Source organism: Streptosporangium fragile, assembly GCF_039534445.1.
GTDB lineage: Bacteria > Actinomycetota > Actinomycetes > Streptosporangiales > Streptosporangiaceae > Streptosporangium > Streptosporangium fragile.
In genome coordinates this window covers 14,730-29,882 of the sequence record NZ_BAAAVI010000073.1, presented here as the reverse complement: position 1 = coordinate 29,882, position 15,153 = coordinate 14,730, and the positions used below count along the sequence as shown (strand labels likewise).

The 15,153-nt window shown below is 71.9% G+C and carries 15 protein-coding genes; 10 read left to right on the top strand and 5 right to left on the bottom strand.

Annotation, left to right across the window (positions count from 1 at the left end):
- The first annotated feature begins 34 nt into the window (after positions 1–34).
- Complete coding sequence (locus ABD841_RS33515) at positions 35–199, top strand: hypothetical protein (RefSeq protein WP_344980185.1); 165 nt, start codon at positions 35–37, stop codon at positions 197–199.
- Positions 200–359: 160 nt separating this feature from the next.
- Here ABD841_RS33515 and ABD841_RS33510 read toward each other — a convergent pair whose 3' ends face one another.
- Both ABD841_RS33510 and ABD841_RS33505 read right to left on the bottom strand, forming a co-directional pair.
- Entirely contained in the window at positions 360–896 is a 537-nt protein-coding gene (locus ABD841_RS33510) for a hypothetical protein (protein ID WP_344980183.1), read from the bottom strand.
- Positions 897–1,299: 403 nt separating this feature from the next.
- Positions 1,300–1,506, bottom strand: a complete 207-nt coding sequence (locus ABD841_RS33505) for a hypothetical protein (RefSeq protein ID WP_344980181.1) — start codon at positions 1,504–1,506, stop codon at positions 1,300–1,302.
- Positions 1,507–1,730: 224 nt separating this feature from the next.
- Here ABD841_RS33505 and ABD841_RS33500 point away from each other — a divergent pair, with 224 nt between their 5' ends.
- Entirely contained in the window at positions 1,731–3,143 is a 1,413-nt protein-coding gene (locus ABD841_RS33500) for a PhoX family protein (RefSeq protein WP_344980179.1), read from the top strand.
- A 192-nt stretch (positions 3,144–3,335) separates the two neighbouring features.
- On the opposite strand, the gene ABD841_RS33495 is transcribed toward ABD841_RS33500, so the two are convergent.
- Together ABD841_RS33495 and ABD841_RS33490 are read right to left on the bottom strand one after the other, a co-directional pair.
- The gene (locus ABD841_RS33495; protein WP_344980177.1) at positions 3,336–4,478 is read right to left on the bottom strand and encodes an acyl-CoA dehydrogenase family protein; all 1,143 of its coding nucleotides are present in this window, start codon (positions 4,476–4,478) and stop codon (positions 3,336–3,338) included.
- Complete coding sequence (locus tag ABD841_RS33490; RefSeq protein ID WP_344980175.1) at positions 4,475–5,125, bottom strand: flavin reductase family protein; 651 nt, start codon at positions 5,123–5,125, stop codon at positions 4,475–4,477. The genes ABD841_RS33495 and ABD841_RS33490 overlap by 4 nt, the downstream gene beginning before the upstream one ends.
- Before the next feature lie 294 nt (positions 5,126–5,419).
- On the opposite strand from ABD841_RS33490, the gene ABD841_RS33485 reads away from it, so the two are divergent.
- The 5 genes from ABD841_RS33485 to ABD841_RS33465 all read left to right on the top strand — a co-directional run bounded on the left by ABD841_RS33485 (position 5,420) and on the right by ABD841_RS33465 (position 10,088).
- Complete coding sequence (locus ABD841_RS33485) at positions 5,420–6,577, top strand: thiolase C-terminal domain-containing protein (RefSeq protein ID WP_344980173.1); 1,158 nt, start codon at positions 5,420–5,422, stop codon at positions 6,575–6,577.
- A gap of 3 nt (positions 6,578–6,580) precedes the next feature.
- The gene (locus ABD841_RS33480; protein ID WP_344980171.1) at positions 6,581–7,048 is read left to right on the top strand and encodes a Zn-ribbon domain-containing OB-fold protein; all 468 of its coding nucleotides are present in this window, start codon (positions 6,581–6,583) and stop codon (positions 7,046–7,048) included.
- A 732-nt stretch (positions 7,049–7,780) separates the two neighbouring features.
- Positions 7,781–8,530, top strand: coding sequence for a GntR family transcriptional regulator (locus ABD841_RS33475; protein WP_344980169.1), 750 nt, complete (start codon positions 7,781–7,783; stop codon positions 8,528–8,530).
- 226 nt (positions 8,531–8,756) lie between these two features.
- The gene (locus ABD841_RS33470) at positions 8,757–9,404 is read left to right on the top strand and encodes a GNAT family N-acetyltransferase (protein WP_344980167.1); all 648 of its coding nucleotides are present in this window, start codon (positions 8,757–8,759) and stop codon (positions 9,402–9,404) included.
- 9 nt (positions 9,405–9,413) lie between these two features.
- Positions 9,414–10,088 carry a copper homeostasis protein CutC gene (locus ABD841_RS33465; protein ID WP_344980165.1) on the top strand — a complete coding sequence of 225 codons (675 nt, stop codon included), beginning with the start codon at positions 9,414–9,416 and terminating at the stop codon, positions 10,086–10,088.
- 122 nt (positions 10,089–10,210) lie between these two features.
- Here the strand turns inward: ABD841_RS33465 and ABD841_RS33460 are convergent, their stop codons facing one another.
- On the bottom strand, positions 10,211–11,383 hold the full coding sequence (locus tag ABD841_RS33460) for a DUF6986 family protein (RefSeq protein WP_344980163.1): 1,173 nt from the start codon (positions 11,381–11,383) through the stop codon (positions 10,211–10,213).
- A gap of 282 nt (positions 11,384–11,665) precedes the next feature.
- Here ABD841_RS33460 and ABD841_RS33455 point away from each other — a divergent pair, with 282 nt between their 5' ends.
- The 3 genes from ABD841_RS33455 (at position 11,666) to ABD841_RS33445 (ending at position 15,006) form a co-directional block, all read left to right on the top strand.
- Positions 11,666–13,252: a hypothetical protein gene (locus ABD841_RS33455; RefSeq protein ID WP_344980161.1), complete on the top strand. Its 1,587-nt coding sequence runs from the start codon at positions 11,666–11,668 to the stop codon at positions 13,250–13,252.
- Positions 13,253–13,401: 149 nt separating this feature from the next.
- Entirely contained in the window at positions 13,402–13,938 is a 537-nt protein-coding gene (locus ABD841_RS33450; protein ID WP_344980159.1) for a hypothetical protein, read from the top strand.
- Positions 13,939–14,043: 105 nt separating this feature from the next.
- On the top strand, positions 14,044–15,006 hold the full coding sequence (locus ABD841_RS33445; protein WP_344980157.1) for a 1-aminocyclopropane-1-carboxylate deaminase/D-cysteine desulfhydrase: 963 nt from the start codon (positions 14,044–14,046) through the stop codon (positions 15,004–15,006).
- Positions 15,007–15,153 lie beyond the last annotated feature (147 nt).

Here is a 15,153-nt window from a genome sequence, read left to right as displayed (position 1 = left end):
CCGACGCACGATATTACAGATCTGGAACGTACTAATGACCTTTGCGTCCCCGTTCCGGCGTCGGCCCGATCCGGCGGTCACCGCTCCCGGCCCGCTCGGCCGCGTCGGCGTGCTCGCCGACGTCGTGGTCTTCCTCGCCGGGTCTGACGACCGTCGGCTCACGGGCCGGAACGTCCGCGCCACGTGCTGTCCCGGTTGACGGGCCGTGGGGGCGTCCGGCGGCGGGGATGTCCGGTTGCGCGGGCTTTCGCCCGCAGGAGGGCAGGCTGTCCGGCGGGGCCGACCGGGGCGGACGGCCTTCGGATGCGCTCCGGCACCCGAGGGCGTCCGCCCCGGTCGTCACTTCGCCGGGGCGGTCATCAGGGAGGAGAGATGAGCGTCCACGTGGTGCACGGCAGGGGGTTCCCCGACAGCGCGTTGGTGACATTGCACACGGTGGAGTAGAGCCTGTCGTTGTTCACCCGTGCGGTGATCCTCACAGCCACGGGAGCGGCCATGCCATCGATGGGAGGCACGGGGTACACCTGGGAAATGGAGATGTTGGTGACGTAACCACCCTGGCTGCCCGGCACCCCTCTCAAGTTGTGCCACGTCGAGGTGCGGGGGTCCCTGAGCCACGGGACGCCGTTGTGGGCCGTCACGTGGAAGGTGAGCACGGTGAGCGGGGTGACGGACGTCACCACGGACGCGGAGTCGAGCCACGCGTGCGGGTCGTCGTACCGGACCGCCGCGCTCTCGGCGTGCTGGGCGGAGGCGGCGGCCTTCGCCGTGGTGGCGGCGTTCGCGGTACCCGACAGCGCCACAGGTCCGCAGGCCGCCACCGTCGCCGCGACGGCCCAGGTCAGCAGACGACCGGCGCCACGGCTCGGCGTCGCGCTGCTCTTACGAGAAATCAATTGATTTCCCTCCAAGATGAGAAATTGGACTTTCCGGTCACCGCGTTGCGAGCGATGCGAATCAGAGATTCCCGCCCGGCGAAACGTGGACACCTGGGCGAATATTCAATGACGGCAAACAAGTGCTACGTCAACGGGAAAGTCGCCTATCTAATTCCGATGTTTGCAGACTTCTCCCTTCTTGTGGCTTTTGGGAAGCTTGCTGATGGATGGCGTGTCTGGGCTGCTCGTCGGTGACGTCTTAGGTCAAAGGTGTCGTCAAGGGTGAACGGCTGATTTCCTGCGCCTGGTTGGAGAATGCCCCTTATTCTGCATTTTGGGTGATTGTCGAGGCTTGCGGTTTCCGGCGATATAAGAGGGGAAATCGCATATGGTGCGAAGGGTGTCTGTGGCGCGGAAACCGTCATCGGTGGCAGTCGTTCACCGCTCCGGAGAAGACCGTCAGACGCCTGACCGTCACCTGCCCGGCCTCGGACAGCAGGTCCCGGCTCCACTCCACGACCGCGCGCAGCGTCCGGCGCGCGGCCTCGGCGGTGCGGCTGCCGCGTGACAGCGGACGGAAGCGGTCGTCCAGGCGGGCGGCGAGCTCCGGGACGTTGGGTGTGCGCATCACGGTCCGGCCCCTCGGTCTCCCGGGCCCGGACTCCCCGGCTCCACGACCCCAAGCCCCGCCGGTCGCGCCCGTCGCCGGTGGTCCTTTCTTCGGCGGTCATCCGCGCTGCGGTAAGGCAGGGGACATTCGCCCGTCGCCATACGGACATCGCGGACGAAGAAGGTACATCGCGGGGCGCCTGACCAAGCGGCGCCGCCTCGTGATGAGCAAGGAGCCTGACCATGACTGACATCGACCGGCGGGGATTCCTGCGCGGCGGGCTGGCCGCCGCCACCCTGGGCGCGGTGGCGGCCGGGCCGCTCGCGGCGCTGTCCGCGCGCACCGCCGACGCGGCGACCATGGTGAAGCGGTCGTTCAGCCCCGACTACGGACCGCTGTACCCGGTCAAGGATCAGACCACGGGCTTGGAGCTGCTCAAGCTGCCCCGCGGGTTCGAGTACCTCACCCACGGCTGGACGGGCGACATCATGTCCGACGGCCGTCCCACGCCGTCGACGCACGACGGCATGGCCGCGTTCGTGCCGAGCGAGGGGCTGAAGAACAGGATCCGGGCCGGCGGGGCGGGCGGCGCGGGCAAGGGCCACTGGACGGCCCTGGTGCGCAACCACGAGGTGGGCGGCTTCAGCGGCGCCTACGTGGAGCCCGCCTACAACCCGGCGGCCGGGGGCGGCACCACGAACCTGGTGTTCGACACGCGGAAGGGCGAGTTCCTGGAGAGCTGGGCGAGCCTGTCCGGCACCATCCGCAACTGCGCGGGCGGGCCCACGCCGTGGGGGACGTGGCTCTCGTGCGAGGAGACCACCACGATCAACGGTGACATCCGGCACGGCTACATCTTCGAGGTGCCGCACGACGGGATCAGCGACGCCAAGCCGTACCGGGCGATGGGCCGGTTCTCCCACGAGGCCGTCGCCGTCGACCCGGCCACGGGGTGGGTCTACGAGACCGAGGACGCCACGCCCAGCGGTTTCTACCGGTTCCGGCCGAACGTCAAGGGCGACCTCGGCCAGGGCGGCGTGCTGGAGATGATGACGATCGGTTCGTCGCCCTACAGCACCTACGGTGACGGGACGGGCAAGAGCTACCCCGAGATCGGCTGGGTCGTGATCGACAACCCGGACCCCGGCGCCGGGGAGACCAGCGTCGTCCAGCAGGGCATCGCCAAGGGCGGCGCGTCCTTCCGCCGCCTGGAGGGCGCCTGGTACCACGACGGCAAGGTCTACATCGTGAGCACCAGCGGCGGTCCCACCGGGCAGGGCCAGGTGTTCGAGTACGACCTCGCGAGCAACACGATGAAGGTGCTGTTCGCCTCCCCGAACGCGTCCGTGCTGAACAACCCCGACAACATCTGCGTCAGCCCGCGCGGCGGCATCGTGCTGTGCGAGGACGGCTCGGGAGTGGAGTACCTGCACGGGCTCACCACCGACGGGGAGATCTTCCCGTTCGCCGAGAACGCCGTGGTCATCCCGGCGGGCGGGGTGCAGGGCAAGTCCGTGGCGCCGGGCGACTACACCGGTTCGGAGTGGTGCGGCTCGACGTTCGACACCAAGGACGGCGGCTGGCTGTTCGCGAACATCCAGTCTCCCGGCATCACCTTCGCCATCACCGGCCCCTGGCAGAACGGCTCCCTCTGAGAGAGGCGGGCCCCGCCCGCCCCGGTCCCGGAGCCGGGCGGGTCCGCCCCCGGCCCCGGTGACCGCCGGTCTCCCCGGTCCGGGGTCGTCCCCGACGGCGTGGACGATCCCCCCGGACCGGGAGGGAGCCGGGACCGGCCGCCGCCGTCCCGCGGAGGCGGCCCCGTGTTCACCCGGGTGCCGGGTGCCGCGTCATTTCGGCAGGCCCAGCGTGCGCTCGGCGATGATGTTGCGCTGGATCTCGCTGGACCCGGCGTAGATGGTGTCGGCCCGGCTGAACAGGTAGAGCCGCTGCAGGTCGTTGAGCTCGTAGGGCGGCCCGTCGGCGACCAGGCCGGCCCGGCCCTGGACGGCCTGGGCCAGCTCGCCCAGCCGCCGGTGCCACTCCGACCAGTACAGTTTGCCGATCGAGACCTCCGGTCCGGGCTCCCCGGCCGACAGCGAGGTCATCGTGCGCAGCGCGTTCAGCCGCATGATCTCCAGCTCCAGCCACGACCGGACCAGCCGGTCGCGCAGCACCGGGTCGTCGGCGGCCCCGGTGCGCCGCGCGGTGGCCACGACCTCGGCGAACTCCCGCCGGAAGCCGATCTGCTGGCCCAGGGTGGAGGCGCCACGCTCGTAGCCGAGGGTGGCCATCGCGATCCGCCAGCCGTCGCCGGGGGCGCCCAGGATGTTGGCGGCGGCCGTGCGGGCGCCGTCGAAGAAGACCTCGTTGAACTCGCTCGTACCGGTCAGCTGGCGGATCGGCCGGACCTCGATCCCCGGCCGGCCCATCGGCACCAGCAGGTAGGACAGGCCCCGGTGGCGGGTGGAGCCGGGCTCGGTCCGGGCGAGCACGAAGCACCAGTCGGCCACGTGGGCCAGCGAGGTCCACACCTTCTGGCCGGTGATCACCCAGTCGCCGCCGTCGAGGTGTGCCCGCGTCCGCACGCCGGCCAGGTCCGACCCGGCGTCCGGTTCGGAGTAGCCCTGGCACCACAGCTCCTCACCCCGCTGGATGGGCGGGAGGAAGCGCCGTTTCTGCTCGTCGGTGCCATGGTCGAGGATGGTCGGCCCGATCAGCCCCTCGCCGATGTGCCCGACCCTGGCCGGGGCCGCGGCCCTGGCGTACTCCTCGTGGAAGGCGACCTGGTCCGCCAGCGAGGCGTCCCGCCCTCCGTACTCCTCGGGCCAGCCCAGGCAGGTCCAGCCCGCCTCGCCCAGCCGCCGCTCCCAGGCGAGGCGGACGTCGTGGCCCTCGTGCTCGCGGCCCGGCCCGCCCAGCCCGCGGGCGTGCGCGAACTCGCCCGTCAGGTTCTCCTCCAGCCAGGCACGCGCCTCCTCGCGCAGGCTCATGCCACGAACCGGCCGTAACCACCCCGGAAGAACACCAGCGGTCCGCCGTCGCCCTGGACACCCAGCTCGTGGACCTTCGCGACGACGATGACATGGTCGCCCGCCGGGTGTTCCGCCTCGATCGAGCAGTCGAGCCAGGCGAGGGTGTCGCTGATCACCGGGTTCCCGGCCGGGGAGTCGCTCCAGTCGAGCCCGGCGAACTTGTCGCCGCCCCGCCCGGCGAGGGCCGCGCAGACCGGTTGCTGGTGCTCGGCGAGCACGTTGACCGTCTGGACCCGGGCGGCGCGCAGGCGCGGCCAGCTCGTGCTGGTGTGGGCCACGCAGAAGGCGACCAGCGGGGGGTCCAGGGAGACCGAGGTGAAGGAGTTGGCCGCCAGGCCGCACGGTTCGCCGCTGGCGGGGTCGATGGCGGTGATGGCCACCACCCCGGTGGGGAAGTGGCCGAGGACGGACCGGAACCACCGGCTGTCCGCGGCGCCGCCGCGGTGGCCTGCTCCGTCCGCCGGGCGGCGGCCGTCGGATCCGTTGGGCGGGCCCTGCGAAAGGCCAGTATGCATGGCGACTCCGTTGGCGGTGATGCCGCGCCGGGTCAGGACGGCGCGCGGATGACCGTCGGCGTTCGACAGCCGGGTCGCGTGGCTGCTCATCGTCGTACCCGTCTCCTCAATCGCGCCCGAACGGCCTCCGATGGAGTTCGGTGGCGGACGGCATCCTCCACCGTCTGACCGCCATATTACCAAGCGCTTGCTTGGATTGTCGCCGACCCCCGGAAAATCGGCCATCCGGCCCGCCGCGTTCCCGCGGGGGCCGGGTGGAGGGGCGCGGGGCGGCCCGGCGGCGACGGCGGCCGGACCCCGGACGGCGGGCGGGTGCCTCGTTGACATGTGGTGACGCCCGGCCTAGCCTCTGGCCAAGCGCTTGCTTGGATTCGGGAGGGTTGGGTGCGCGGTTTCCGGGACCGTACGGCCGTCGCCGGCGTCGGATACACGCGGTTCTCCAAGAACTCCGGCGTCAGCACCCTCACTCTCGCCTGCGAGGCCGTCCTGGCCGCGCTGGAGGACGCCGGCCTGACGGCCGACGACGTGGACGGCATCGCCACCCACCGCGTCGGCGACTCCGCGCCCCCGTCCCTGCTCGGTCCCGCCTTGGGCATCCGCGAACCGGCCTGGTACCTCGACCAGTTCGGCGGCGGCAGCGTCTCCCACTCGGTCGTCGGGCAGGCCGCGCTCGCGGTCGCGGCCGGGGTGGCCGAGACGGTCGTCTGCTACCGGGCGATCAACGCGCGCTCGGAGTTCCGGATGGGCGGGACCGGCCGGGCGCTGCCCGCCGGGACCGAGGTGCAGTACCAGGCGCCGTACGGCTACGTCGCGCCCCCGCAGCAGTACGCCATGCTCGCCCGCGCCCACATGGCGAAGTACGGCACCCGCCTCGAGCACTTCGGGCGGCTGGCGGTGCTCCAGCGCGCCAACGCGGTCAAGAACCCCCGCGCCCTCATGCGCACCCCGATCACCCTGGACGACTACCTGGCGAGCCGATGGATCGCCGAGCCGTTCCGGCTGCTCGACTGCTGCCTGGAGACCGACGGGGCGTGCGCGCTCGTCGTCACCACCGCCGAACGGGCGGCGGACTTGCGCAGGCCGCCGGTGCTGATCTCCGCCGCGGCCTGGGGCGGCGGCGACTCCTTCCTGTCCGGCGGGCGGGCGGACGTCACGGTGAGCGGCGCGGCCGAGCTGGCCCCGCGCCTGTACCGCCAGGCGGGCGTCGGCCCCGCCGAGATCGACGTGGCCGAGATCTACGACTGCTTCACCTACTCGGTGATCGTGCAACTGGAGGACTACGGCTTCTGCGCCAAGGGAGAGGGCGGGCCGTACGCCGCCTCGGGGGCTCTCGAACCCGGCGGTGAACTGCCGGTGAACACGCATGGCGGGTTCCTCTCCGAGGGATACGTGCACGGCATCAACCACATCGCCGAGGCGGTCTCCCAACTGCGCGGCGACGCCGGTGACAGGCAGGTGGCCGGTGCCGAAGTGGCCCTGTCCACCGCCCAGCCCGGCTACATCCTGCCCGCCACCTCGGCCCTGATCCTCAGGAAGGGGTGAGACGTGCGCCCGGTCGCCGACCGCGACTCCGCGGAGTGGTGGGCGCGGACCGCCGCGGGGGAGTTCTCCGTCCAGCGGTGCGACTCCTGCGGCACGCTGCGCTTCCCCGCCCGCGCGTACTGCCACCGCTGCAGGACCCGCGGGTGGCGCTGGCAGCCCGTCGCGCCCGCCGGGCGCGTCGAGAGCTGGATCGTCAGCCACCAGCCCTTCCTGCCCGGGGCCACCGAGCCGTACGTGGTCGTGATGGTGCGCCTGGCGGACGCCCCGGAGTGCGTCATGTACGGCAACTGGCGCGGCGCGCGGCCACCGGCCGCGGGCGAGCCCGTCCGCGCTCACTTCACCGTCGTGGACGACGGGCTCTCGCTGATCGACTGGGCTCCCGCGGGCGAGGAGGGGAACGGCGCGGGGCGGGGGCGCGGCGGAGAAGGCCCGGCGGGGCGCGGACGGGACACGGAAGACCGCGCGGGGTGAGGGCGCGGCGGGGGACGGGGAACACCCGTGGGCCGGGGTCGGGGAGAGGCGGGAACGCCTGCCGGAAGGTCGAGGGTCGGGGGAGAGGCGGGAACGCCTGCCGGAAGCGTCCTGACGGGCCCCTGTCCTGCCAGGCGCCCTCCTGACGGAAAGCGCGCCCTGGCGGGCGTGGGGGACCCGCCAGGACGCGTTCCGCCCCGGCGCGGGCGGCGGAGGACCCCGGCGAGGGATGGGGTCCTCGGCCGTTAGCCGCGCGCGGAGTCTGTGACGGCGGAGGCGCGGACCTGGGGCTCCGCTTCCTCCGCCGGGTCTTCGCCGGGGGCCGGCCGCCGGTGGTGCCGTGAGATCAGGCGGGCGGCCCCGACCGGGTCGTCGGCCGGATGAGAGGACTCATGTCCATCCTCATTCCAGACAAATACCCCATTTCTACACCAAACGGTTAGATCTGTCAGTACTGAAAGCACGGACATGCCGTTTCCGTTGCTCTGGTAGGTGTGGGTGAACCCCTGGCGGTGCAGCGCGTAGCGCAGTAGACGCGTTGCCTCGCGGGGGTCGTGCCAGGGCGCCTGTGGCGTATCCGGGTGGAGCGGCAGCACCGGTCTTCCCCCCTCGCCCGAGCTTTCGATGGATTTGTACCAACGATTGGATGATGCGGGTCTTGGGAGGTTGGGTCAAGGGGCTGTTCCCCGCTAGAACCAGATCGTCTAGTTTTGTTGGCACAAAGGGGACTAAATGGCGCGGTCAACGCTGTATCAACGGGTGGCCTCCGACCTGAGGAGGACCATCTACTCCGGTGCGCTCGCGCCGGGTGATCAGCTGCCGACCGAGGCGGAGCTCATGCACGCGCACCAGGTGAGCCGCAACACCGTGCGTCTCGCGCTCGGCGAGCTGGTGAACGAGGGCCTGGTCACCCGCACCCCCCGCCGGGGCACCGTGGTCCGGGAACGACGCCCGCTGCTCATGCACCCCCAGCGCGAGCTGCAGCCCCAGCCCCAGGAGGAGACCCGGGAGGCCTTCGCCTGGGCGGTCTCCCAGGAGGGGCGGGTGCCCAGCCAGCAGATCGAGGTGTCGATCGTGCGACCGGCCGAGGAGATCGCCAGCAGGCTCGAACTGGGCGACGACGAGCTCGCCGTGGTCCGCCGCCGCCTGCGGTTCGTGGACGGCCAGCCGTACAACACCAACGACTCCTACTTCCCGCTGGCCCTGGTGGGCGACTCCGAGATCGCCCGCCCCGGCGACATCGAGCGCGGCGCCAACAAGGTCCTGGAGGAGCTGGGCCACCGCCAGGTGCGCGTGGTCGACGACATCTGGGCGCGGATGCCCAACAGCACCGAGGCCGAGCGGCTCCAGCTCCAGCTCGGCACGCCGGTCATCGTCTACATCCGGGTCGGCTACGACAAGGACGACGCCCCCGTGCGCGTCGCGGTGTCGGTCCTGCCCGCGGACAAGCACCTCATCAGGTACGAGCTGGAAAGCCGTTGACATCTTCGTGACCGCCCTGACGGGCCGGCCCTGCGCGCGTCCGCACCGCGGGCGACCACCGGGCCGCGCCCGCCGGGCGGTTGAGCGCGCCCTCGCCCGCTCGCTCGCCCCCTCCCCTCTCCTCTAGACCCCCGGGCATCCGCCTGGTCCGGCACGGGCACCGTACGTCATCGGTCGATGACTGTCCGTGCCGTCTCGTGTACCCGACGCAACGAAGGGATGAATCATGCGTTCCGACACCGGTAGTCCCACCATCACACCCCGGCTCACGCTGCGCAGGGCCACCGACGCCGACCTCGGCGGAGTGCTCGCGCTCCTCGCCGAGGTGGCCGGCTGGCTCGACCGCCGCGGCGTACGCCAGTGGCCCGCCGCAGGCTTCCCCGCCGAGCGAATCGCCCCGCTGATCGGCGAGGGCGTCCTGTACCTGCTGGACGCCGGGGACGGTGCGGGCGTCCCGGCCGCCACCATCGCCCTGGACGGTCACGCCGACCCCGAGTTCTGGACCCCCGGCGACGACCCGCGTGCGGCGCTGTACGTGCACAAGCTGGCCGTCGCGCGCGCCCACGCCGGTCGGGGGCTGGGGGAGGCCCTGCTGGACTGGGCGGGCCTGCGGGTCCTCGCCCAGGGCAGGAGATGGCTCCGGCTTGACTGCTCCAAGGACAATCCGAGGCTGCAGGACTACTATCGGAGCCAGCGGTTCGCACACATCCGCACGGTCGACCTGCCGCACCGCGCCTCGGGTGCTCTCTTCCAGCGCCCCGGGGGCCTGCGGGGCAGGGTGCCCGACGTCGCACCGCCCTTCGCGGACCGCCGCGGGACGTTCGTCCCGGGCATGTCCGAACCACGGCGATCCCAGGACAAAGTCATCCGATAGCCTCATTTCATGACCGGATCCTTGCTTGAGGTGATCGCGCTTGACGTGCGTGATGCCGTCGCGGCCGAAGACGGCGGTGCCGACCGCCTGGAGATCGTCGTCGACATGGCGGCCGACGGGCTCACCCCGGCAGCGGAGACGGTCGCGGCGATAGCCGGCAAGTGCGCGTTGCCGCAGATGGTGATGCTGCGCGGCGACGCCTCGTTCCTGGCCACGCCCGCCTCCCTGGAGGCCCTGGCCCGTGATGCCAAGGTCCTCGCGGAGGCCGGCGCGGCCGGGTTCGTGTTCGGCTTCCTCGACCGCGAGGGAGCCGTCGACCTGGCCGCCACCGAGGCGCTCATCCACGCGGTCGCACCGCTGCCCTGGACGTTCCACCGGGCGGTCGACCACGCGGCCGACGTCCAGGCGGGCTGGCGCGCGATCCGCCTGCTGCCCAACCTCGCCACCGTCCTCACCTCCGGCGCGCCCGGCGGGGTGGCGGACGGCCTGCGGGTGCTCAAGGCCCGGTGCGAGGCCGGTGACGGTCCGCTGATCATGGCGGGCGGCGGCCTGCGCCCGGGCCACGTCCCGCTGCTGCTGGAGTACGGCGTGCGCGCCTTCCACGTCGGCAGCGCCGTACGGGCGTCGTGGTCCGACCCGGTGGACCCGCGCCGGGTGCGCGAGTGGCGTGCCCTGATCGACTGAAGCCGTCCCGGCGTCCCGCGAAGGTCCGTCCCGCCGCCGAGGCCCGTCCCGCGCCTCGGGAGCCCGTCCCCGGCGTTCTCGTGGGGGCGGTCGCCCGGCGGGCCCTCCGGCTCCCGTACGGGTCAGGCGTCCCCGAGCGCCAGGTCGGCGCGGCGCAGGGCGGCGGCCATCGTCTTGACCGTCGCGGGCTCGTCCATCACGCCCCCGCCGGCGTCCCGCTGCTCCTGCCAGGCGCGCACCCGGCGGGCGTACTCCGCGCGGCGCGACAGGTGGAAGGCGTAGACCGCGGCGTATCGGCTGACCAGATGCGAGGGGTGCATGTCCCAGCCCTGGTAGAAGCCGCGGCTCAGGGAGTGACCGACCAGCTCCGCGTGGCGCCGCCACAGGTCGTGCACCGCGTGCCGGTCGCCGGAGGTGGGCGCGGCGGCCAGTGAGCCGTCCGACAGCTCCACTCCGGTCCCGGCGAAGACCGCCTGCATGACGTGCCGGGCGTGCTCGCAGACGGGGTGGTCCAGCCGCTGCTCGTGCGGGGGCAGGGAGCAGCTCGCCGTGTAGTCGAAGACCCCGAAGTGCGCCGCGGCCAGCCGGCCGCGGAGCGCGGCGACCAGGCCCGCCTCGAGGAACAGCACGGTCTGCGGGGCCTCCACCTGGATCTCGAACCGCAGCGTGCCTCCGGCGAGCCCCAGACCGGCCTCCAGCGCGTCGAGGCAGTCGGCGAACTGGTCCAGGTAGGCCCGCATGAGCACCTTGGGGAAGGTGACGACGAACCCCTCCGGCAGGAGCCCGGCCCGCTCGATCACCTCCGTCAGGAAGCCGTCCAGTGTCCTGATGCTCCGGACCGGGTCGCCGTCGGCGAACGACTTCACCCGCAGGCCCCACCGGCGGGGGAGGGTCCCGGCCTCGTGCATGGCCGCGACCGCTTTCGCGGCGGCCGAGGCGTGTCCGTCCTCGGCATCCGGGCGCACGCCGTAGCCGTCCTCGAAGTCCACCCGCAGGTCCTCGACCGGTTCCCGGGCGAGCTTGGCGGCCACTCTCCCGTGCACGGCCCCCGCCACGTCCCCGTCCACGCCGAAGACCGCGGCCAGGTCCTCCTCTGGCAGGTGCCGCCGGAACAGGCCGAGCGCGGCGTCCCCCCATTCCTCGACCGTCCCGGCGCCGAACCGGTCGGCGGGGACGTAGACGGTGTGCACCGGTTGCCACTCGACCGCCCGGTACGGATACAGCGCCGACTGCTCGCGGTGGATCTGCTCGAACCCCGGGACCAGGGCGGCCGGATCGGCGAGCGTGACGCGCATGCTGGTGCTCCTCAGGACATGTCGGTTGGATCGCACCCTAACCGCCCGGACGGCACCGGTCGTCGCGGGGCCGCCTTCGGCGGAGCCTGAGCCGGTCCGTGCGGGCGGAGCGTGCGGGCAGCCGCGTCACGTCCGGGTGCCGGGGCCTCTCAAGGGCGCTTGAGCGTTCCGCAAACGCCTCCGACCGATCCCATCCTCAAGTGCCTTCAACCAATCCCAAGTCAGCCGCAAGCCCCATCCTTCAGAGTTTCGGCGCCATATATCTGTTTTTGATGGGATGACATGAAGAGAACCAAGGGAGTCCTCGCCCTGGCGAGTTCCCTGCTGGCCGCGGTGCTGATCGTGCAGGCGGCACCCGCCTCGGCGGCCCCCGCCGACTCCGCCGGGGCTTCCGCGCCCGCCCGTCCCAAGGTGGCCGTGGCGGTCAAGGCGAGCCCGGCGAAATACACAGGTGAGTGCCCGGCGACCGTCGGCTTCCTGGCGAAGATCAAGGTGAGCCGGCCCACTCCGGTCACCTATCGCTGGCTCCGCGGCGACGGTTCCAGGACCGCTGCGCGGACCGTCACGGTGAACCAGACGAAGTGGGTCAAGGACCGCGCCACTTTCGACAGCGGTGCGAAGGGCTGGCAGGCCCTGGAGGTGCTGAGCCCGCGCCACCTCGTCTCGAAGCAGGCGAAGTTCGTGATCTCCTGCACGGCGCAGGCCGACAAGGGCGGGATCGACGTCGTCCGAGCACACTCCGGGCAGGGCTCCGGGGACGGCGGTCCGGTCGGCTCCGGGCGGAAGCCGGAAGGCAGTTCCGGGAACGGCGGCTCCGGGAACGGCGGCTCCGGAGACGGTGGCCGTGTCGACACCTGGGCCACGGTCGAGGCCTCACCCGCGTCCTACACGGGCCCGTGCCCCTCGACGGGGGTCCGGGTGAACTTCACCGGGGCGATCGAGGTGTCCCGCACCCCCGCGAAGGTCCAGTACCGCTGGATCGACAGCGACAACGGCGCCGGCCCGGTGCAGACCCTGGACTTCGCCGCCGGCGCCACGACGCGCCGCGCGGTCTCCCCGGACGGCCGCTCCGTCAACGCGACCCACACCGGCTGGCGCTCCATCGAGATCCTGAGCCCGAGCCCGTCCAGCTCCTACCGCGCTCCCTACTCGGTGACCTGCAAGAACAGCACCCCGGACCCGTCGCCGAGCCCGACCCCCGACCCGGTCGGGGAAGTCGTCTCGGTGAACAACCTCGAGGTGCTGCCGGGTGACGGAGGGGAGTGCCCGGTGGCCACCCGGGTCAACGCGACCATCACGGTGTCGGCGGCGGCGAAGACCGTTTACTACAGGGCCGTCGTCCAGGGCTCCAAGCAGGAGGTCACCGGCACGACGGAGATCCCCGGACCCGGTCTGACCAAGACCGTCCAGCTCTCCTTCCCCTTCGGCAACCAGAGCGACAAGATCGTGGTCGAGGCGTGGGTCTCCCCGGAGAAGAAGGTCACCTCCGCCCCGCTCGACTTCACGGTCACGTGCGGCCCGCAGGTCACGGTGTCCGACGTGCGGACCAGCCCCTCGTCCTACGAGGGGGAGTGCAGCGTGCACAAGCCCCTCACGCTGCGGCACACCGCCAAGGTCACCGTTTCCAGCGCCCCGAAGTGGCCGGTCACCGTCACCTACATGTGGCGCTGGAACAACGGCGGCTACTGGGACGAGACGAAGCCCTTGACGTTCGACAAGCCCGGCACTCAGGACATCTCTCATGAGACCAGGGCGTACTACAGCAAGCGCGATGAAGTGGTGATCGCACAGGTCCTGTCCCCCTACAAGGCGACCGCGGAGTCCGCTCCCTACTCCGTGACGTGCACGACACCCGCCAAGAAGAACTGAACGGCGTCCCATGGAGATCGTGACCGGTCCGGCCCGGACCGGTCACGATGCCCGTTTCCGGTGTGCTGCTCTTCACCGGTCTCAACCCGACCACACGTTTCAGCCACCATAATTAACGATCTCAGTGTGAATATTGGTAATGAGGTGACATGAACGGATTCAAGGGACTGTCCGCGCTGGCGGGGTCCCTGCTGGCCGGCCTGCTCCTGGTGCAGGCGGCACCCGCCGCGGCGTCCGCCGAGGGAACGGCCGCGGGATCGGCCGCCGCGCGGCCGAAGGTGACCGTGACGGTCAAGGCGACCCCGGCCAAGCACGCCGGCGCGTGCCCGGTGAACGTGACCTTCACGGCGAAGATCAAGGTCGACAAGCCCACCAAGGTGGCCTACCGCTGGCTCCGGGGCGACGGCTCCAAGAGCCCGGTCAAGGTCGTCTCGGTCAAGAAGACCAAGACTCTGAAGGACCGCGCCACCTTCAAGGGCGCCCTGAAGGGCTGGCAGGCCCTTGAGGTGCTGGAGCCGCGCCGCGTCGTCGCCAAGAAGGCCGACTTCACGATCTCCTGCAAGGCGACCGGCGGCGGTGGCGGCGGCGAGAACGGTGACAACGGCGAGGCGGTCCCGCCGGCGGACTCCTCGGCTCCGGCGCCCGGCGGCTCCGACGGCCAGCAGGGCGGCCAGACCGCAGAGTGACACCGTGCCCGGCCCGCGCGGCCACCGGACGACGTGGCGGCCGGGTCCGGCCGGTAGCCCGTCCCCGGTCCGCCCGCGGGCCGGGGACGTCGGCATCCTGGGAGCATGGATTCCCCGGGACACAGGAGATACGAACCGGAGCCGACGGCGCCGTCGGCTCTCGCCGAGCCGTCGCCGTCGCCGTTGCTTGCCGCCGGGCCGTCGCCTCTCGCCGAACTCGACGATCCCCGGCTCGCCCGCGCGGGCGTACGGGTGATCCTGAAGCGTGACGACCTCATCCATCCGCTCCTGCCGGGCAACAAGTGGCGCAAACTGAAGTACAACCTGGCGCTGGCCGCCGAATCGGGTCACGAGACCCTGCTGACCTTCGGCGGCGCCTACTCCAACCACGTGCGGGCCGTCGCGGCGGCCGGCGCCCGCTTCGGGTTCCGGACGGTCGGCGTCATCCGCGGTGAGGAACACCTGCCGCTCAACGACGTCCTGGCCTTCGCCGCCGGCTGCGGCATGCGGCTGGTCTACATGAACCGCACCACCTACCGCGTCAAGGACACCGCGCCCGTCGTCGAGGCGCTCCGGGAGGAGTTCGGCCGCTTCTACCTCCTGCCGGAGGGCGGCAGCAACGAGCCGGCCGTGCGCGGCTGCGCGGAGCTCCCCGGAGAGATCGACGTGCCGTTCGACGTCGTCTGCTGCCCGGTCGGCACCGGAGGCACGCTGGCGGGCATCGCCGCCGGGCTGGGGCCCGGCCGGCGGGCGCTGGGCTTCTCGGTCCTGCGCGGCGGGCGCTTCCTGGCCGGGGACGTCGCCCGGCTGCAGACCGCCGCCTACGGCGAGGTGTCGGCCAACTGGACGATCGACGACGGCTTCCACGCCGGCGGCTACGCCAGGCGCAGCCCCGAACTCGACGCCTTCATCGACGACTTCGCCGCCCGGCACGGCATGCTGCTCGACTGGGTGTACGTGGCGAAGATGATGTGGGGGATCTTCACCCTGGCCGGACGCGGGACGTTCCCGCCGGGGACCACCGTGATCGCCGTGATCACCGGACCGATGGCGGACGCCCCGCGGTAGGGCGGGCGTGACCCGGACCCCGGACCGGCGGCCGGGAGCCCGCGGCCGGGGAAGCCGCGGCCGGTGGACGAGGGAGCCCGCGGCCGGTGGACGGCCCCGGGACCGGCGGCCCGAGCGCGGGACGCCCGCGGTGGGACGCCCGCGGGG